The following is a 17,815-nucleotide window of genomic DNA, read 5'->3' on the forward strand; positions in this document are numbered from 1 at the left end:
ATCCGACCTAAGCCCTGGTGTCAATCTACATAAACTCTGCGCGCGCCACCAAAGGCAGCGAAAACGAATAAACCGCTCTGCAGACCAACCTTGAAGCCGCCGAAGAAATCGCCCGTCAGTTGCGCTTGCGCGACATAGGCGGCCTGATCGTCATCGACTTCATCGACATGACCCCTGCCAAGAACCAGCGCGCCGTGGACGAGAAAGTCCGCGAATGCCTGGTAGCCGACCGCGCTCGCGTGCAAGTCGGTCGCATCTCGCGCTTCGGCCTGCTGGAAATGTCCCGTCAGCGCCTGCGTCCATCGCTGGGCGAAAGCAGCGGCATCGTTTGCCCGCGTTGCAACGGCACCGGCATCATCCGTGACGTTGAATCGCTGTCGCTGGCCATTCTGCGCCTGATCGAAGAAGAAGCCCTGAAAGACCGCACTGCCGAAGTTCGCGCACAAGTGCCGATCCCGGTCGCCGCGTTCCTGCTCAACGAAAAACGCAACTCGATCACCAAGATCGAACTGCGCACCCGTGCCCGCATCGTCATTCTGCCGAACGATCACCTCGAAACGCCGCACTTCGAAGTTCAGCGTCTGCGCGATGACAGCCCGGAAGCCGCGGTCGGCCAGTCCAGCTACGAAATCGCTGCTGCCGCTGCCGAAGTGGAAGAAGTCCAGCCAGCCGCTGCGACCCGCACCCTGGTTCGCCAGGAAGCCGCGGTCAAGACGGCTCCGGCCCGCGCCAACGCTCCGGTTCCGACCGAAGTCGTCGCTGCCGCACCTGTTGCCGCACCGGCCGCCGCGCCTGAGCCAAGCCTGTTCAAAGGCCTGGTGAAATCGCTGGTCAGCCTGTTCGCGACCAAGGAAGAGCCTGCTGCTCCGGTTGTGGTTGAAAAACCGGCCGCCGAGCGTCCGGCCCGTAACGAAGAGCGTCGCAACGGTCGTCAGCAGAGCCGCAACCGTAACGGTCGCCGCGATGAAGAACGCAAGCCTCGAGAGGAACGTGCACCGCGTGAAGAACGCGCACCACGTGAACCACGCGAAGCCCGCGAAGAAACGCCAGCAGTCGCCCGCGAAGAACGCGCTCCACGTGAAGAGCGCGCACCACGCGCTCCTCGTGAAGAACGTGCACCGCGCGCTCCTCGCGAAGATCGCAAGCCACGTGGCGATCGTGAAGAACGCCCGGTTCGTGAATTGCGTGAGCCTCTGGATGCCGCTCCGGCCGCCGCTGCTACCGCTGAAGAGCGTCCAGCCCGTCAGCCACGCGAAGAACGTGCTCCACGCCCACCGCGTGAAGAACGTCAGCCACGTGCCGAGCAAGCGGCTGCCGCCGTTGCCGAAGAAGAGCTGGTTACCAACGAAGAGCAACTGCAGGAAGACGGTCAGGAAGGCGCCGAAGGCGATCGTCCACGCCGCCGCTCCCGTGGCCAGCGTCGTCGCAGCAACCGTCGTGAGCGTCAGCGCGATGCCAACGGTAATGTGATCGAAGGTTCGGAAGAATCCGAGTCCGCCGAAGGTAACGAAGCTGCCGAAACCAACGAAGCGCCAAGCGCTGCCGATCTTGCCGCCGGCCTGGCTGTTACCGCAGCCGTTGCCAGCACCGTGATCAGCGCTCCAGCCGAAGCACAGGCTAACGAGCAAGCCGAACGCGCGACTGCCGCCACCCTGGAAACTGCTCCAGTGGAAGCGCCAGTGGTTGAAGCAACGACTCCGGTCGAAGCCACCGCCGCTCCGGAAATCGAAGTCGCCCCGGTTCGTGAAGTACAGCCTGTCGTTGAAGCTGCCGCTGAACCAGTGGTTGCCGCTGAACCGGTTGTCGAAACAGCCAGCGAAACAGTGACTGAAGCTGTCCGTGAAGTTCGCGAAGAGCAAACCGCGTTCAACTGGGTTGCCGAGCCAGCCGCCGCCGAAGCGCCAGAAGCCGAGGCCAAGGTGTCCGAGCCAGTGGTTGCTGCTGCCGAACCTGCTCCAGTGGTTGAAGCACCGGTTGTTGCCGAAGTGGCTGCGCCGGAAATCGAAGCCGCCCCTGTCAGCGCCCTGACGCCAAGTGGCCGTGCGCCGAACGACCCACGTGAAGTGCGTCGTCGCAAGCGTGAAGCCGAGCATCTGCAGAAAGAAGCCGAACTGGCTGCCACTGCTGCTCCGGTTGAAGCGGTTGTGGCTGCAGAGCCTGCACCGGTTGTTGCTGAAGAAGTCGAAGCAGTTCCTGCTCCAGCTGAACCGGCTGCATCGGTGATCGAAGAAGCACCGCGCTCCGTTCAGGAAGCGGTAGAGCAACACGAGCAAGCCCTGGAAAAAGAACACGAGCCTAAACCTCTCGTCTGATTCCATCGGCCACTAAAAAGCCCCGCCTGGTGATCCAGGCGGGGCTTTTTTTATGTCCAAAAAATCAAAAGATCGTCCGAACGCGGCCCGAACCTTCGGCAGCTCCTACAGGGTGAACTCAATCTCTGTCGGAGCTGCCGAAGGCTGCGATCTTTTGGGGATCACGCAAACACTAATTTCTCTGGAACATCCACATCCCACAACACTCCGGAATCGTCCACCGCCACCTCGACCACCCTCGCCTGCGCAAACAACGCCTTGGCCCCTCGATCACCGGACAACGCCATCAACGCCGGACCAAAACTGCGCCCAAATCCCACCGGGTGCCCAAACTCCCCCCGATGCACCGGAACACTGACGGCGTCATCAGTAATCCCCGCCACCACACGTTCAATACTCGCTGGAAGGATGAACGGCATATCCCCCAGCACAATCAGCCAGCCACCGAGCTGCGGACACGCCGCCACCCCGGCCGCGATGCTATCGCCCATGCCGGTCGATTCGATCAGCACAATCTCGCAGCCATAGGCCTTGGCCATGCGGATCACTTGCGGTCGATCCACAGTGGTCACCAGGACGCGCTTCTCAAGGGAAGCCGGCAAATTCACCAGCACTTGCTCGATCATCGAATGAACAGCACCCTCGCGCCCCGTACAATCCGCCACCAGCTTGTCCCTCTCGGCACCGGCCTCCTGTCGAAACCGACTGCCCTGCCCCGCTGCCAGCACGATGACGCCGATGGGCTCACTCATACCACCTCCTGCAACAGCTTCTTCTGCTTCAGTTCGACGCCGTTTTTGATCGCCACGATTTCGGCCAGCAGCGACAAGGCGATTTCCGCCGGTGTGTGGCTGCCAATGTGCAAACCGATCGGGCCGTGCAGCCGAGAGATAGCCTCTTGTGACAAGCCTAGCTGAGCGAGGTTGTCCCGGCGCTTCAAGCTGTTAACCCGGGAGCCCAGCGCACCGACATAAAACGCCCTGGAGTCGAGCGCCGTGAGCAGAGCCATGTCATCGAGTCGAGGATCGTGGGTCAGCGCGACGATGGCCGTACGCTCGTCAGTCTGGATGCTGAGCACCGCTTCATCGGGCATGCCCGAGACAAATCGCCCGTGCTGCTCTTCCCAGCCGTAAACGAACTCGGTGCGCGGATCGCAGATCAGCACTTCGAAATCCAGCAGCCGCGCCATCTCGGCGACATAACGGGACAACTGCCCCGCACCGATCAGCAACAGCCGCCAACGCGGACCGTAAATGGCCCGCAACGTCTTGCCATCGAACGTCAGCACATCAGTCTTGTCAGCCGGTTGCAGCATGACTTCACCCGTCTCGACACAGAGTGAGCGAGCCACGATTTCATGCGCCTCGCAGCGCGCCAGCAACTCGGCGACCCAAGCCGGATCGCCGACCCGTTCCTCAGTCAGGCGCAAGGTGCCGCCGCACGGCAAACCGAAGCGTGCCGCCTCCTCACGGGTGACGCCGTAAGTGATCAATTGCACCGGCGGCCCATCGGCTGGAATACGACCGTCGTGCAGCCGGGCAATCAAATCGTCTTCGACACAACCACCGGACACCGAGCCAATCACCACCCCATCTTCACGCAAGGCCAGCATGGCGCCAGGTGCCCGCGGCGCGGTGCCCCAGGTCTGGACCACGCTGTACAACACCACCCGCTGACCGGCGCGGCGCCATTCGAGCACGCTGCGCAGGACATTCAGATCGACGCTGTCCATCAGGCCTGCGCCTTCTGCCAACCTTGCAGCTGATAGCGAACCGGCAAGTTGCGGATGCGCCTGCCGGTGGCGGCAAAGATTGCGTTGCACAGCGCAGGTGCGATCGGTGGTACGCCCGGTTCACCGACACCGCCTAATGGCACATCACCCGGTGGTTTGACCAGATGAACCGCGACTTCCTTCGGCGCCAGGGACATGCGCGCCACTTCGTACATGTGGAAGTTGTCCTGCTGGACCTTGCCGTCCTTGAAGCTGATTTCCCCCAGCACCGCGTTGCCCAGGCCCATGACACAGGCGCCTTCGAACTGCGCACGAATGCGCTCGGGGTTGATCTGCGGACCGCAATCCACGGCGATATCGGCCTTGTGCACGATCAACGTGCCGTCGTCTTTGACTTCAACCTCAATCACCGCCGCCACATAGGTCACGAAACTGTAATGCACCGCCAACCCCAGGCCTCGGCCCTTGGGTAACTCACGGCCCCAACCGGCGGCTTTCGCAGCGGTTTCCAGCACCGTGCGCAGACGCGCGGTGTCAATCGGATAACGCTCGGGGGATTCGCCGTAATTCCACTCTTCACTCAAGGTGCGCGGATCGATCTGCCGGTCCGGGCCGAGCAATTTGATCTGGTACTTAAGAGGATCCTGGCCGGCTTTGTGCGCAAGTTCATCGACAAAGCTCTGAATCGCAAAACCATGAGGAATGTTCGACACCGAGCGATACCAGCCGACGCGGGAATGGACCGTCGCTTCCGGGTTTTCCAGGCGCACGTTGGGGATCGCGTAAGCCATGTTGGTGAAACCCATGCCCAGTTCGAAGGCCGCCTCGTGGTTCATGCCCGGCGCAAACAGCGCAGTGATGCTCGGCGCCACGGTGCGGTGCAACCAGCCGGACGGCAGGCCGTCGTTGTTCAGGCTGGCTTTCAGGTACTCGGCCGACACCGTGTGGAAATAGGAGCAGTGGATGTCGTCTTCACGGGTCCATTGCACCCGTACTGCCTTACCGGGGAATTCCTTGGCGAGGATGGCCGCTTCGATGATGAAGTCCGGTTTGGATTTACGCCCGAAACCGCCGCCCAGCAAGGTGACGTTGAAGGTGACGTTATCGAACGGAATGCCGAGGCGTTCGCCAATGCGTTCGCGAGTGACTTGGGGTGCCTGGCTTGGCGCCCAGGCTTCGCACACACCGTCCTTGAAGCGGGCGATGGCGACCATCGGTTCCATGGGCGCTTGCGTCAGGTGCGGCAGGTAATAGGATGCTTCGAGCGTGCTGTTGGCACTGCCCATGGCTTCGTCGATGTTGCCGGTATTGCGCACCACTTTGCCGGGTTTGAGGGATGCTGCCTCAATTTCCTTGCGGTAGGCGATCGAGTCGTAACTGGCGTTGGGGCCATCGTCCCACTCGATTTTCAGCGCTTCGCGGCCCTTGATCGCCGCCCAGGTATTACTGGCGACCACGGCCACGCCGCCCAGCGGTTGAAACTCCAGCGGCAGTGGACGATTTTCGATCTGAATGACCTTGATCACGCCCGGGACTTTCATCGCGGCGCTGGAGTCGACGGACTTAACCTTGCCGCCGTACACCGCAGGGCGTGCAATGGTGGCGTAGAGCATGCCGTCGAAATGTACGTCTGCACCGTAAATGGCGCGGCCATTGACGATGTCGGCACCGTCGATAGCCTTGGTGCCTTCCTTGCCGATGTAGCGGAATTCCGACGGCTGCTTGAGCCGCAGGCTGTCGCGCGCCGGCACTGCCAACGCACCAGCAGCGGCGGCCAAGGCGCCGTAACCCAGCTCACGACCGGTCGGTTGGTGAATGACTTTATGCAGTTGCGCGCGGCATTCGCTGACCGGCACTTTCCATTGTTCGGCAGCGGCTTGTTCAAGCATGGTCCGCGCGGCAGCACCGCAGCGACGCATCGGCTCGTACCAGTGGCGCATGCTGCGCGAGCCATCGGTGTCCTGGTTGCCGAAACGTACTTCGTCGCCCGGTGCCTGTTGCACCTTCATCATCGCCCAGTCGGCGTCCAGTTCATCGGCCACCACCATCGTCAGGCTGGTGCGCACACCCTGGCCCATTTCCGAACGGTTGCAGACCACGGTCACCGTGCCGTCAGCGGCGATGCTGACGTACACCTTGGGATCGTCGATCCAGCCGTTGGGCATGCCATCGGCGCCGAATTTCTTCTCTTTCTCGGCAGCGAAAGCCTCTTGCCAGCCCCAGCTCGCCACCAGTACCAGCGCACTGGTGGCGCCAACGCCTTTGAGGAAACCGCGACGACTGAGGTTGCTCAGCGCGAAATCATTCGGTAACTGGCTCATGCCTTGGCCTCCTTCAGGTGAGTGGATGCCTGGCGGATGGCGGTCTTGATACGATTGTAAGTGCCGCAGCGGCAAATATTGCCGACCATCGCCTCTTCGATCTGTTCGTCGCTGGGGTTCGGGTTGGTCTTGAGCAGCGCTGTCGCCGACATGATCTGCCCGCCCTGACAGAAACCACACTGGGCAACGGCGGTGTCGAGCCAGGCTTGCTGGACGACTTGCCCGACCGGGTCAACGTGCAAGTTATCGATGGTGGTGACGTTCTGGCCAACCACCGAACCGATCGGCGTGATGCAACTGCGTGCCGGAGCGCCTTCGATATGAATGGTGCAGGCGCCGCACAGGCCCATGCCGCAGCCGAATTTGGTGCCGTTGTAACCGGCCACGTCGCGGATCGCCCAGAGCAGCGGCATGTCCTCGGTGACATCGAGTTGATGGTCTTGACCATTGAGCTTCAGGGTAATCATGGGCACGCCCGCATAGTTACTGGTTATGGGGTCGAGCAATCTGCCGCCAGGGGTTGGCGGTTGGCATCACGCAGATCGGCTCAGGCTAATGAGGCTCTCTTGTGCGGACGGTAGCGTCTGCATCGGGCCTTTGATGGAGCAAACGCTTGCATCGTTAGGTGGCTAAGTTAACCCAGCATTAACAAAAAAGCCCTGCACCGTTAAACGTGTGCAGGGCTTTGAGATCAGTCTTGAAAGCGTAGCCTCAATACCGATTGGGCTCCATTTCCAGGTCGACATGGAAACGTTCTGAAATGTCTTTCTGGATACGTTGCGCCAGGTTCAGCAATTGCAGGCCAGTTGCGTTGCCGTAGTTGACCAGCACCAACGCCTGCAATTTATGCACGCCGGCATCGGCGTCACGGAAACCTTTCCAGCCGGCCCGCTCGATCAGCCAGCCCGCCGCCAGTTTCATCTGCCCGTCGGGTTGCGTGTAGGCCACCAGATCCGGGTATTCACCTTTGAGTTGCGCGACAAGCGCCGCTGGCACCAAAGGATTCTTGAAGAAGCTGCCGGCATTGCCCAGCACTGCCGGGTCTGGAAGCTTTTCGTTGCGGATACTGCAAATCGCCTGGCTGACATCGGTGGCGGTCGGATGATCGATACCTTGCTCGGTCAGGCGCTGACGCACCGGGCCGTACTCCAGATGCAGGTGCGCGGCGCGGTCCAGGATGAAACGAACCCGCAGGATCAACCAACGCCCCGGTTCCTGTTTGAACAGGCTGTCGCGGTAGGCGAAGTTGCATTCTTCCAGGGTGAAGTCCCGCAGGTTTCCGGTCTGGCGATCCAGAGCCGTCAGGCCGGCGAACACGTCTTTGATCTCCACGCCATAAGCACCGATGTTCTGCATCGGTGCCGCGCCCACGGTGCCAGGGATCAGACTGAGGTTTTCCAGGCCCGACAAACCCTGCGCCAGAGTTTGCTGCACGAACGGATGCCAAGGTTCGCCGGCCTCGGCTTCGATCACGACCTTGCTGCCGTCATCGCTCAGGATGCGAATCCCGCGCGTGGCCATGCGCAGCACCAGCGACTGGATATCGGCCGTCAGCAGCAGATTGCTGCCACCGCCAATCACCAGCAGCGGCACGTCATGTTCCACCGCATAGGCCAGGGCTTCACGCACGTCGGCATCGTTATGGGCCTCGGCAAATAGCCGGGCCTGAACGTCGACACCAAAGCTGTTGAACGGCTTGAGCGAAACCTGGGCGTGCACCTGCAAACTCATAACCGCCCCTTCAATTCGATCACCAGCAAATCACTGGCGCGCTCGATCAGGTCCAGCACCTGCTCAAAGCCTTGGTCGCCGTCGTAGTACGGATCCGGCACTTCATCGATTTCCGACTGGTAACGACGCAGGAACAGGTCCAGCTCGGCTTTGCCCTTGGCCGGTTGCAAGGCCTTGAGGTTGCGCAGGTTACTGTTGTCCATCGCCAGAATCAGGTCGTAGGTGGCGAAATCGGCGCGAGACACTTGCTGGCCGCGCTGGGCGGACAGGTCATAACCGCGCAGCTTGGCCGCCGCCTGGCTGCGCTTGTCCGGGGCCTTGCCGACGTGCCAGTCACCGGTGCCAGCGGAGGCGACTTCGATTTGATCGGCCAACCCCGCTTCGCGCAGTTTATGCCGCAGCACGCCTTCGGCCGTGGGTGAACGGCAGATGTTGCCCAGGCAGACAAACAAAACCCGCATCAGGCCTCCAGCAGGCGACGAACGCGCTCAAGGTCTTCGACGGTATCGACGCCGGTGGGCGGTGCGATCAGTGCATCGGCGACGTGAATCCGCACGCCGTGCCACAGGGCACGCAGCTGTTCCAGGGATTCGGTATTTTCCAGCCAGCACGGGCCCCAGCTGACGAAGTCATGCAGGAAACCGGCGCGGTAGGCATAGATGCCGATGTGGCGGCGATAGGGCACGCCTTCCGGCAATTGCTCGCGGCTTTGGGCGAACGCGTCACGGGCCCACGGCAACGTGGCACGACTGAAGGTCAGCGCCAGGCCATTAAGGTCGCTGACAACCTTGACCACGTTGGGGTTGAACAGGGTTTCCACGTCTTCGATCGGCTCGGCCAACGTGGCCATGCGCGCTTCGGTGTGGGCGGCCAGGTTGGCGGCAACCTGATCGATCACACTCGGCGGGATCAACGGTTCGTCACCCTGGACGTTGACCACAATGGCATCGGGCGCAAGGCCCAGTTTCGCGGCGACTTCTGCCAAACGGTCGGTGCCGGAATTGTGATCTTCGCGGGTCAGCACCACTTCAGCGCCAAACCCGTTGCAGGCCTCGACGATGCGCGCATCGTCAGTGGCAACCACCACGCGTTGGGCGCTGCTTTTGCTCGCCTGTTCCCAAACGTGCTGGATCATCGGCTTGCCGGCGATCAGCAGCAGCGGTTTGCCCGGCAAGCGGGTGGAGGCGTAACGCGATGGAATGACAACGGTAAAGGCTGTGGTCATTTATCCAGACGCTCGTCGGTGGTCAGGGTGCGGGCTTCGGTTTCGAGCATCACCGGGATGCCGTCGCGAATCGGGTAAGCGAGACCTGCGCCCTTGCTGATCAGCTCGGTTTTGTCGGCACTGAGCTTGAGCGGGCCTTTGCAGACCGGGCAAGCGAGGATATCGAGCAATTTGGTGTCCATGAGCATTCCCTGGATAAAAACGGATTTAAGGCAAAAGACGAGCCGGCAACAGGCGCATCAGCTGCGTATCGAACCAGGCCACGAAGGCCGGCGATGGCGCAGCATCGACCGCCAGGTACCACCAATCGGCGGCGGCGAAGGCACGGCACTTCACCGCGTCCTTTTCGGTCATCACCAACGGCAATGACGGTGTGAAATTCAAGGCCTGCACGCTGTATTCGGCGTGATCGGCAAACGCATGCGGGACTGGCTGCCAGTGTAGCGTTTCGAGGGTTGTGAAGAAACGCTGCGGATTGCCGATCCCGGCCACGGCGTGCACCGACTGGCCAGCGGGAAAGTGGTCGAGGGGACGCCGCTCGCCGCTGTGCAGATTGACCAGTTCGGTGGGTTGAAGCTGGAAGGCAAAACCGCCATCGCGATCGGCATCGGCACCGTTGTACAGCACCGCGTCGACGCTTTGCAGACGCTCAACCGGTTCGCGCAACGGGCCGGCGGGCAGGCAACGCTGGTTGCCCAAGCCACGGGCGGCGTCGATCAGCACCAGTTCAAGGTCCCGGGCCAGACGGTAATGCTGCATGCCGTCGTCGGACAGGATCAGGTCCAGTGGCTCACTCGCCAGCAGCGCTTTGACGGCACGGCTGCGGTCGGGGTCGATCATCAACGGAACGCCGGTACGCTGGACGATCAACAGCGGTTCGTCGCCCGCGGTATCGGCGCTTTGATCCGCCTCAACCCGCCACGGCAATTGCGGCGGCTTGGCGCCATAACCCCGACTGACCACCCCGACCCGCAAACCGCTGCGCTGGCAGTGCTGGATCATCCAGAGAATCAGCGGCGTCTTGCCGGTGCCGCCGACGGTGATGTTACCGACTACGATCAACGGCACCGGCGGTTGATAGATCTCGCCTTCACCCGCCAGAAAACGCTTGCGCTTGTTATTGACCACGCGCCGATACAGCCACTCCAGCGGCTGCAACAGCTTCAGGGCCGGATGACCTTGGTACCACGCGGCGAGCAAGCGGTCGGACATGGCCATCAGGGCGCGGTCGGCGCCGCCTCGACAGTGGTCATGCGCAAGTGACTGAAACCGAGTTTACCGGCGGCGTCCATGGCGGTAATGACGGCCTGATGCTGAGTCTTGCCATCAGCGCTGATGGACAGCGGCAGGTTGGTATCGCCACTGGACTCTTTCTGCAGCGCGTCCATCAGGGTGGCCAAATCGTTTTTCGGCAACACTTGGTTGTTCACCGAAAACACGCCTTCGGCACTGATGGCAACGTCCAGGTGTTTGACCTGCTGGTCTTCGGCAGGCGAACCGCTGACCGCTTCCGGCAGATCGACGCGCAACTGGGTTTCACGGGTAAAGGTGGTGGTCACAACGAAAAACAGCAGCAGGATAAACACCACGTCGATCAGCGACGCGAGGTTGATGTCCACATTCTCCCGTTGCTTGCGGCGGAATTTCACGCTTTGCTCCCATTCAGGTCAACATCACGGTCGCCCTGCACCACCTCGACGAGCTTGATCGCTTCCTGCTCCATGCCCACCACCAGTTCATCGATCCGGCGTTGCAGGAACCGGTGGAAGAATACCGCCGGGATGCCGACCATCAGGCCTGCGGCTGTGGTTATCAGCGCCTTGGAGATACCACCGGCCAACACGGCAGCGTTGGTGGTCATGCCCGAACCCATGAATGCGCTGAAGATATCAATCATGCCCAACACCGTCCCCAACAGACCCAGCAACGGGGCCATGGCGGCGATGGTGCCCAGCGCATTGATGTAGCGTTCGAGCTCGTGAACCACTCGCGCGGCGGCTTCTTCTATGCACTCTTTCATGATCTCGCGACCATGCCTGGAGTTGGCCAGGCCGGCAGCCAGGATCTCACCCAACGGCGAGTTGGCGCGCAGTTCCTTGAGTTTGTCTTTATTGAGTTGTTTGTCCTTGATCCAGACCCAGACCTGCCCGAGCAAATGCTCCGGGGTCACACGGCTGGCTCGCAGGGTCCAGAGACGTTCGGCGACGATCGCCATTGCCGCGATGGAACTCAGAATGATCGGTATCATCATCCATCCGCCGGATTTGACCAATTCCCACACAGTGACAGTCCCCTCGAAAAAGTGCGCCACTCTAACATAGGGGGTGAGCGCACCGAAGACCGTGATGTCGCATCCGGTCGGGCTTTAATCACTCCGGGTTACTGCGCAGAGCGCCAGAAACGCCGTTCTTGACGCATCGTCCATGGCGGCTTGAAGCGTCCCAGTTGCAGACGGATGGCACCCTGTTCGGCGCTGTCATGGATCGACATGCCGCGCTTTCGATAGCGCGCCATGATCGTGGGATGGGGATGACCGAATGAATTCCCCTGGCCGCGGGAGATCAACACCGCTTGGGGCTGCAACGCGGCAAGCAACGCCATCGATGACGAACTGCGACTGCCGTGGTGCGGCGCCTGCAACCAATCGGTGGTGACGGCCAGTGGACTGTCGAGCAGTGCCCGCTCGGCTGCGGCGTCTATATCACCGGTCAATAACAGACGCTCACCGTTGGCTTCTATCTGCAGGACGCAGGATTTTTGATTGCTGTCGCTGGCCGAAGACCACTGCCAGAGCTGGAACCTCACATCATCCCAGACCCATTGCTTGCCGCTCTCGCAGCCCTGCGCCTGCAACTCGGCCGGCAACGCCAGGGGATCGCCACTGACCACCCGTTTCACCGGCAGGCCATTGGCAACGGCCCGGGCGCCGCCCGCATGATCGGCGTCAGCATGGCTGATCAGCATCAAATCGAGCCCCTCCACCCCCAGTTTGCGTAATGTCGGCAGCACCACCCGCTCGCCCAGGTCGAAATCGCCGAAACGTGGTCCGGTGTCATACAACAGTGCGTGATGACGGGTGCGCACCAGGATTGCCAAACCCTGGCCGACATCCAGCTGCCAGACTTCGGCGACGCCTTCAGGCAAGACCTGCCTGGGTGGCAAAACCAGCAACAGCAGCATCGGCCAACCCAACGAGCGAAACGGCACACCTCGAGGCATCAATAGTAGAAAGGCACCGAGTGTGCCGAGTGCCCATATCCACAACGGGATGGCCACCGGCACCCACGCGGGCAAGTACCCGGCCATCAGCGCCAGGCCCTTGAACAAAAGGTCGATCAGACCTCCTGCCAACCACAGCAGCCCTTCGCCCACATAAGGAACGGGTAAAAACAACGTACCCAACAGCGCCGGAGGCAGCACTACCAGACTGATCCACGGCACCGCGAGCAAATTGGCCACCGGCCCGCTGAGACTGATCGGCAACCCGAGCACCAGCAGCAACGGGCACAGACCAATCGCGATCAGCCATTGGGCGCGGGTCCACGTTTGCCACCAACGCCATGGGCCCAGCCGACCACCGAAGGTGAAGATCAACACCGCCACCGCCGCGAACGACAGCCAGAAACCCGGTTGCAGACTCGCCAGCGGATCCAGCAGTAAAACACCGTCGAGCGCCAGCAACAGCGGCCACCAGGCGCCGAGGTGACGAAATCGCAGGCGCCACAACAGCACCAGACCGATCATCACGCAGGCCCGCCGCACCGGCACCTCGAAACCGGCCAGCAGCCCATAACCGAGAGCGGCCGCGAACGCGAGTCCACAGGCCCACGGCAGCCAAGACAAGCGTTTGGGCCACAGACCATAACGGGCCAGCCCGGCGATCAACAGATACACCAGCCCTGCCAACAACCCGATGTGTTGTCCGGAAATCACCAACAGATGGACGGTGCCGGTGTCTTGCAGCACCTGCCAGTCTTCGCGACTCAGTCCGGCGCCGTCCCCCAGCACCAACGCCGTCAGCGCTCCCGTTCGCCCTTGGGCATCCACGGACTGCAAGCGCCGACGGATGCCGTCGCGCCAGGCCCATTGGGCTTCCTTGAGCCGCTCGCCAGCCTTGACCGTCCCGGTAGCGCCGATGCGTTGAGCCAACAGCCAGGCGTCGTAATCGAAGGCATGGGGATTGAGCAGCCCCGCAGGACGCTTCAACTTGACCGCCAGTCGCCAATGTTCGCCGCTGTTGACCGGCGGCCCGTCATACCAGGCCAGGCGCATCAGTTGCGGCACCTTGCCGTGTCGCGACCGGGCGTCCGCCAACTCGAAACGCACGACGGCCTCATTGTTCTGGGGCAATCCCGTCACCCGACCTTCGACCCAACGGGTTTCGCCATCGAGGCTCATCGGCAGCCGATCATCCAGCGCCCAGTGGGCATTCGCGCCTGCCCAACTGAAGCCGAACAGCAAAAATGCCAGTGGATAGCTGCGAAACGGCAGCAACATCAAACCGATTACCGGCAGCAACATCCATAACCAGACCGGCGGTAATACCGGTAAAAAACGCAGGATCAACAGACCCAACGCCAGCGCCATCATCCCTGTGCGCATACGCCCGTCCTTGAGAGTCCCCTCCTAGGCATAGCCGGCTAATCGCACAGGCATCGTTATTAATTGTCACAAAGTCTGAATGGGCGGCTCATAGAATCCAGACATACTTGCCGCCTTAACCGACCGAGAAGCCTTATGCCCCGGCGCTTATTCAAACGTTACATGCCAGACCCGATCAGCATCAAGGAACACAAGTCCTTACGCTTTCTCGGCACCCTGCTGCATGACCCGAACCTCTGGCACCTCAACCGCCATTCCGTCGCACGGGCCATGGCAGTTGGTCTGTTCGCGGCGTTCCTGCCGATTCCGCTGCAGATGCTGCTCGCCGCCATTCTCGCCATCATGGTGCGCGGCAACATGCCGATTGCGGTCAGCCTGGTCTGGCTGACCAATCCGATCACCATGCCGGCGGTGTTCTTCTGCACTTACCAGACCGGCGCCTGGCTGATGGACGTTCCTACCCGCCATTTGCCGGACGAGCTGACCTGGGAATGGATCAGCGGCGAACTCTCGACTCTTTGGCAGCCGTTTTTACTCGGCTCGGTGGTGACGGGACTGGTGCTCGGCGCGCTCGCCTATTGCCTGACCATGATGTACTGGCGCTGGTGGGTCGGGCGGCAGTGGCGGCGGCGCCAGAAAAGACGGAGGCAAGAATAAAAAAACGGCACCCTGAGGTGCCGTTTCTGATTGAGCAGTGCGCGATTAGGTACGCATCCCGCGACCACTGACCAGCAGCCGTGCGCAACCGATGTACAACACCACGGTCGCCACCAGCATGAAGGTGATCGCCACGCTGATCCTGATGTCCGAAACGCCAAGAATGCCGTAACGGAACGCGTTGACCATGTGCAGCACCGGGTTGGCCAGGGACACGGTCTGCCAGAACGGTGGCAGCAAGGAGATCGAGTAGAACACCCCACCCAGGTAGGTCAACGGTGTCAGCACAAACGTCGGGATGATCGAGATGTCATCGAAATTGCGCGCAAACACGGCGTTGATGAAGCCCAGCAGCGAGAAGATCGTCGCCGTCAGCACCACCACCAGAATGGTCACGCCCAGGTGATGCACCTGCAACTCGGTGAAGAACAGCGACAGCAGGGTCACGATGAGCCCTACCATCAAGCCGCGCAGCACGCCGCCCAGGGTGTAGCCGATCAGAATCGTATGCGGCGACACGGGCGACACCATCAATTCTTCGATGGAACGCTGGAACTTGCTGCCGAAGAAACTCGAGACCACGTTGCCGTAGGAGTTGGTGATCACCGACATCATGATCAGCCCCGGCACGATGTACTCCATGTAGGTGAAGCCACCCATGTCACCGATCTGCCGGCCGATCAGATTGCCGAAGATCACGAAGTACAGAACCATGGTGATGGCCGGCGGCAGCAGCGTCTGCGGCCAGATCCGGGTAAAGCGTTTGACCTCTCGGTAAACGATGGTGTTGAGGGCAACGAGGTTGGGTTGCAGCTCGGAACTCATACCGCCACCTTCGACAGATTTTTCTCCACCAGGGACACGAACAACTCCTCGAGGCGATTGGTTTTGTTACGCAGGCTCAACACTTCGATGTTCTGCTGCGCCAATTGGGTGAACAGCGCGGTGATGCCCATGGCCTTGTCGACCTGAACTTCGATGGTGTGGCTGTCGAGCAGCTTGGTCGGGTAACCGAGCAACTGCGGCGCGGTTTGCAAAGTGTTTTTGAGGTCGAGCAGGAACGTTTCCACATGCAGTTGGCCGAGCAACTGTTTCATGCTGGTGTTCTCGACGATGGTGCCGTGATCGATGATGCCGATGTTGCGGCACAACTGCTCAGCCTCTTCCAGGTAGTGGGTGGTGAGGATGATGGTGATGCCTTTCTTGTTCAGCTCGGTGAGGAACGTCCACATCGAGCGACGCAGTTCGATGTCCACACCCGCCGTCGGTTCGTCGAGGATCAGCAAGCGCGGTTCATGAACCAGCGCACGGGCGATCATCAGTCGACGCTTCATGCCGCCAGACAGTGAACGCGATGGCGTATCGCGCTTGTCCCACAGGCCCAGTTGAGTCAGGTACTGCTCGGCGCGTTCCTTGGCGATTTTCGGCGGGATGCCGTAATAACCGGCCTGGGTCACGACGATATCGAAGGTTTTTTCGAACTGGTTGAAGTTGAATTCCTGGGGCACCACGCCGATGGAGCGCTTGAGCTGCGCAGGATTTTTGTCCAGGTCGTGACCGAAGATATTCACCGTCCCGCTGGTCTTGTTCACCAGGGTCGAGAGGATGCCGATGGTCGTGGATTTGCCGGCGCCGTTGGGGCCGAGCAAGGCGAAAAAGTCACCTTCGGCGACGTCCAGATCGATACCACTCAAGGCCTGGAAACCGTTGCCGTAGGTTTTGGTTAGCTGCCGGATTGACAGAGCGGAACTCATATCGGATTTACGCACCAAGAAGGGATGAAAGGGACAAATAAGGGCGGGCGGCGACTAATACAACCGCGGCGCACGAGCGCAATGGTGCTTGTCGCCGCCACACAAGTACAGTCAAGTGTGTCGATAGTGAGTATTAAGTCAACGCGGTCATAACCGCTTTCTGATACGCCGGACGCTGTTTCAGGCGTGCATACCAGGCTTGCAGATGAGGCTGCGGTGCGCGCTCGATCGGCATCTCGAACCAGGCATAAATGAAACTGCCCAGAGGAATGTCGCCCATGCCGATCTCATCGCCCGACAGATACGGTTGGGTCGCCAGCGCCTGATCGGCCATGGACAGCAGGCCATCGCACTCCTTGATCGCGGCGTTGATTGCAGGCCAGTCCTGTTGACTTTCCGGTGTACGTAACACACCCCAGAACACCGTGCGGAAAGGGCCGGCAAAACTTGAAGTGGTCCAGTCCATCCACTTGTCGGCAGAAGCCCGGGACCGCAGGTCCTCTGGATACCAGGCCGTGCCGTTGGCGTGGCGAGCCATCAGGTAACGCACGATGGCGTTGGATTCCCACAGCACGAAACCCTCGTCTTCAATCACCGGCACGCGGCCATTGGGGTTCATCGCGCGGTACTCCGGCGTATCGACTACACCAAAGGCGCCGCCCGCATCGATGGCTTCATAGGCCAGGCCCAGCTCCTCGGCGGCCCACAAAGGTTTCCTGACATTCGACGAGTTTTTCCGACCCCAGACCTTCAGCATGACCGCCTCTTTATGGATGAATGCGCAGGCAGCATACGCCGGATCAGGCGCGACTCAAATCGCTCTGCATGTCACCCAGCAGCACGGGCAGTGTGTCGCTGAACAGATGCGGATAGCACTTCTCCAGGTGCTCGAAAAAGAACGCTTCAGGCACGTCGGTGAACTGGCCGTGGTCGATCAGGTATTCCATCAATTGCTCGCCGTCGCGATTGAACGGATGGAAAACGCTGTCGTTGATTCCGTCGAATTCCAGTGGTGCGACATTGAACAGTTCGCACAAGCCTTGGTTGAACGCTGGCGTGGCTTTGACCCAGCGGCCATTGAGATACAGCTCCGTATAGCCGTGCATGGCGAACACATCGCTCTTGAGCAACTCGAGCAACCGCGGCGTCGATAAATGATTGCGTACATCCGCCAGGCCGATACGCGCAGGGATCGCGCAATGTCGGGCGCACCCGGCCAGCAGCGTGGCTTTGGGCACGCAATAACTCTCCCCCGCTGCCAGCGCATAACTACCGCGCAAGGTATCCGGGTCGCGACTGAAGGTGTAAGGGTTGTAACGCACGGCTTCACGCACGGCGTAATAGAGATTGACCGCCTGTTCGAGCGGATCGCGACTACTGCCGCGATGTTTTTCGGCGAACTCCACCACCGACGGGTGGTCACTATCGATGAAGCGGCCGGGACTCAGATACTCGTGCATGAGAACAATCTCCTGGGGAAG

Annotated in this window: 17 protein-coding genes and 1 pseudogene; 2 read left to right on the forward strand and 16 right to left on the reverse strand. The window is 61.0% G+C overall.

The window, feature by feature from the left end:
- Positions 1 to 11: 11 nt before the first annotated feature.
- Positions 12 to 2,312, forward strand: a pseudogene (locus tag ACIQU2_RS22520) (ribonuclease E/G); the annotation flags it as partial.
- Between the two features lie 161 nt (positions 2,313 to 2,473).
- Here ACIQU2_RS22520 and ACIQU2_RS22525 read toward each other — a convergent pair.
- The 12 genes from ACIQU2_RS22525 to ACIQU2_RS22580 form a co-directional block, all read right to left on the reverse strand.
- Complete coding sequence (locus ACIQU2_RS22525) at positions 2,474 to 3,064, reverse strand: NTP transferase domain-containing protein (protein ID WP_403144056.1); 591 nt, start codon at positions 3,062 to 3,064, stop codon at positions 2,474 to 2,476.
- Entirely contained in the window at positions 3,061 to 4,044 is a 984-nt protein-coding gene (locus ACIQU2_RS22530) for an XdhC family protein (RefSeq protein ID WP_347804123.1), read from the reverse strand. The genes ACIQU2_RS22525 and ACIQU2_RS22530 overlap by 4 nt, the downstream gene beginning before the upstream one ends.
- Complete coding sequence (locus ACIQU2_RS22535; RefSeq protein WP_403144058.1) at positions 4,044 to 6,365, reverse strand: molybdopterin cofactor-binding domain-containing protein; 2,322 nt, start codon at positions 6,363 to 6,365, stop codon at positions 4,044 to 4,046. Before ACIQU2_RS22535 ends, ACIQU2_RS22530 begins: the two co-directional genes overlap by 1 nt.
- A complete protein-coding gene (locus ACIQU2_RS22540; protein ID WP_131062737.1) occupies positions 6,362 to 6,832 on the reverse strand; it encodes a (2Fe-2S)-binding protein in 471 nt (156 codons plus the stop codon). The genes ACIQU2_RS22535 and ACIQU2_RS22540 overlap by 4 nt, the downstream gene beginning before the upstream one ends.
- A 244-nt stretch (positions 6,833 to 7,076) precedes the next feature.
- Positions 7,077 to 8,096: a UDP-N-acetylmuramate dehydrogenase gene (gene murB / locus ACIQU2_RS22545; RefSeq protein WP_403144060.1), complete on the reverse strand. Its 1,020-nt coding sequence runs from the start codon at positions 8,094 to 8,096 to the stop codon at positions 7,077 to 7,079.
- Positions 8,093 to 8,557: a low molecular weight protein-tyrosine-phosphatase gene (locus tag ACIQU2_RS22550; RefSeq protein WP_403144062.1), complete on the reverse strand. Its 465-nt coding sequence runs from the start codon at positions 8,555 to 8,557 to the stop codon at positions 8,093 to 8,095. The genes murB and ACIQU2_RS22550 overlap by 4 nt, the downstream gene beginning before the upstream one ends.
- Positions 8,557 to 9,321, reverse strand: coding sequence for a 3-deoxy-manno-octulosonate cytidylyltransferase (gene kdsB, locus ACIQU2_RS22555; RefSeq protein ID WP_403144064.1), 765 nt, complete (start codon positions 9,319 to 9,321; stop codon positions 8,557 to 8,559). The genes ACIQU2_RS22550 and kdsB overlap by 1 nt, the downstream gene beginning before the upstream one ends.
- Positions 9,318 to 9,503 carry a Trm112 family protein gene (locus tag ACIQU2_RS22560; RefSeq protein WP_007945752.1) on the reverse strand — a complete coding sequence of 62 codons (186 nt, stop codon included), beginning with the start codon at positions 9,501 to 9,503 and terminating at the stop codon, positions 9,318 to 9,320. The genes kdsB and ACIQU2_RS22560 overlap by 4 nt, the downstream gene beginning before the upstream one ends.
- A gap of 25 nt (positions 9,504 to 9,528) precedes the next feature.
- Positions 9,529 to 10,539, reverse strand: a complete 1,011-nt coding sequence (gene lpxK / locus ACIQU2_RS22565; protein ID WP_347804119.1) for a tetraacyldisaccharide 4'-kinase — start codon at positions 10,537 to 10,539, stop codon at positions 9,529 to 9,531.
- Positions 10,539 to 10,970 carry a biopolymer transporter ExbD gene (locus ACIQU2_RS22570; RefSeq protein WP_347804118.1) on the reverse strand — a complete coding sequence of 144 codons (432 nt, stop codon included), beginning with the start codon at positions 10,968 to 10,970 and terminating at the stop codon, positions 10,539 to 10,541. The genes lpxK and ACIQU2_RS22570 overlap by 1 nt, the downstream gene beginning before the upstream one ends.
- On the reverse strand, positions 10,967 to 11,602 hold the full coding sequence (locus ACIQU2_RS22575) for a MotA/TolQ/ExbB proton channel family protein (RefSeq protein WP_283181269.1): 636 nt from the start codon (positions 11,600 to 11,602) through the stop codon (positions 10,967 to 10,969). The genes ACIQU2_RS22570 and ACIQU2_RS22575 overlap by 4 nt, the downstream gene beginning before the upstream one ends.
- Positions 11,603 to 11,700: 98 nt before the next feature.
- The gene (locus tag ACIQU2_RS22580; protein WP_403144067.1) at positions 11,701 to 13,923 is read right to left on the reverse strand and encodes a DNA internalization-related competence protein ComEC/Rec2; all 2,223 of its coding nucleotides are present in this window, start codon (positions 13,921 to 13,923) and stop codon (positions 11,701 to 11,703) included.
- 135 nt (positions 13,924 to 14,058) lie between these two features.
- Here ACIQU2_RS22580 and ACIQU2_RS22585 point away from each other — a divergent pair, with 135 nt between their 5' ends.
- Positions 14,059 to 14,580, forward strand: a complete 522-nt coding sequence (locus ACIQU2_RS22585; RefSeq protein ID WP_403144069.1) for a DUF2062 domain-containing protein — start codon at positions 14,059 to 14,061, stop codon at positions 14,578 to 14,580.
- A 45-nt stretch (positions 14,581 to 14,625) separates the two neighbouring features.
- On the opposite strand, the gene ACIQU2_RS22590 is transcribed toward ACIQU2_RS22585, so the two are convergent.
- The 4 genes from ACIQU2_RS22590 to ACIQU2_RS22605 form a co-directional block, all read right to left on the reverse strand.
- Positions 14,626 to 15,405 carry an ABC transporter permease gene (locus ACIQU2_RS22590; protein WP_010461900.1) on the reverse strand — a complete coding sequence of 260 codons (780 nt, stop codon included), beginning with the start codon at positions 15,403 to 15,405 and terminating at the stop codon, positions 14,626 to 14,628.
- Complete coding sequence (locus tag ACIQU2_RS22595) at positions 15,402 to 16,334, reverse strand: ABC transporter ATP-binding protein (protein WP_347804115.1); 933 nt, start codon at positions 16,332 to 16,334, stop codon at positions 15,402 to 15,404. The genes ACIQU2_RS22590 and ACIQU2_RS22595 overlap by 4 nt, the downstream gene beginning before the upstream one ends.
- Before the next feature lie 133 nt (positions 16,335 to 16,467).
- Entirely contained in the window at positions 16,468 to 17,091 is a 624-nt protein-coding gene (locus ACIQU2_RS22600) for a glutathione S-transferase family protein (protein WP_403144071.1), read from the reverse strand.
- 43 nt (positions 17,092 to 17,134) lie between these two features.
- On the reverse strand, positions 17,135 to 17,794 hold the full coding sequence (locus ACIQU2_RS22605; protein ID WP_403144073.1) for a transglutaminase family protein: 660 nt from the start codon (positions 17,792 to 17,794) through the stop codon (positions 17,135 to 17,137).
- Between the last annotated feature and the right edge of the window lie 21 nt (positions 17,795 to 17,815).

This window comes from Pseudomonas sp. NPDC098740, from assembly GCF_044760065.1.
Taxonomy (GTDB): domain Bacteria; phylum Pseudomonadota; class Gammaproteobacteria; order Pseudomonadales; family Pseudomonadaceae; genus Aquipseudomonas; species Aquipseudomonas rossensis.

Coding starts and splice junctions, on each gene's coding strand:
- ACIQU2_RS22525 (WP_403144056.1), bottom strand. CDS start 3,064: ATGAGTGAGCCCATCGGCGTCATCGTGCTGGCAGCGGGGCAGGGCAGT.
- ACIQU2_RS22530 (WP_347804123.1), bottom strand. CDS start 4,044: ATGGACAGCGTCGATCTGAATGTCCTGCGCAGCGTGCTCGAATGGCGC.
- ACIQU2_RS22535 (WP_403144058.1), bottom strand. CDS start 6,365: ATGAGCCAGTTACCGAATGATTTCGCGCTGAGCAACCTCAGTCGTCGC.
- ACIQU2_RS22540 (WP_131062737.1), bottom strand. CDS start 6,832: ATGATTACCCTGAAGCTCAATGGTCAAGACCATCAACTCGATGTCACC.
- murB (WP_403144060.1), bottom strand. CDS start 8,096: ATGAGTTTGCAGGTGCACGCCCAGGTTTCGCTCAAGCCGTTCAACAGC.
- ACIQU2_RS22550 (WP_403144062.1), bottom strand. CDS start 8,557: ATGCGGGTTTTGTTTGTCTGCCTGGGCAACATCTGCCGTTCACCCACG.
- kdsB (WP_403144064.1), bottom strand. CDS start 9,321: ATGACCACAGCCTTTACCGTTGTCATTCCATCGCGTTACGCCTCCACC.
- ACIQU2_RS22560 (WP_007945752.1), bottom strand. CDS start 9,503: ATGGACACCAAATTGCTCGATATCCTCGCTTGCCCGGTCTGCAAAGGC.
- lpxK (WP_347804119.1), bottom strand. CDS start 10,539: ATGGCCATGTCCGACCGCTTGCTCGCCGCGTGGTACCAAGGTCATCCG.
- ACIQU2_RS22580 (WP_403144067.1), bottom strand. CDS start 13,923: ATGCGCACAGGGATGATGGCGCTGGCGTTGGGTCTGTTGATCCTGCGT.
- ACIQU2_RS22585 (WP_403144069.1), top strand. CDS start 14,059: ATGCCCCGGCGCTTATTCAAACGTTACATGCCAGACCCGATCAGCATC.
- ACIQU2_RS22590 (WP_010461900.1), bottom strand. CDS start 15,405: ATGAGTTCCGAGCTGCAACCCAACCTCGTTGCCCTCAACACCATCGTT.
- ACIQU2_RS22595 (WP_347804115.1), bottom strand. CDS start 16,334: ATGAGTTCCGCTCTGTCAATCCGGCAGCTAACCAAAACCTACGGCAAC.
- ACIQU2_RS22600 (WP_403144071.1), bottom strand. CDS start 17,091: ATGCTGAAGGTCTGGGGTCGGAAAAACTCGTCGAATGTCAGGAAACCT.
- ACIQU2_RS22605 (WP_403144073.1), bottom strand. CDS start 17,794: ATGCACGAGTATCTGAGTCCCGGCCGCTTCATCGATAGTGACCACCCG.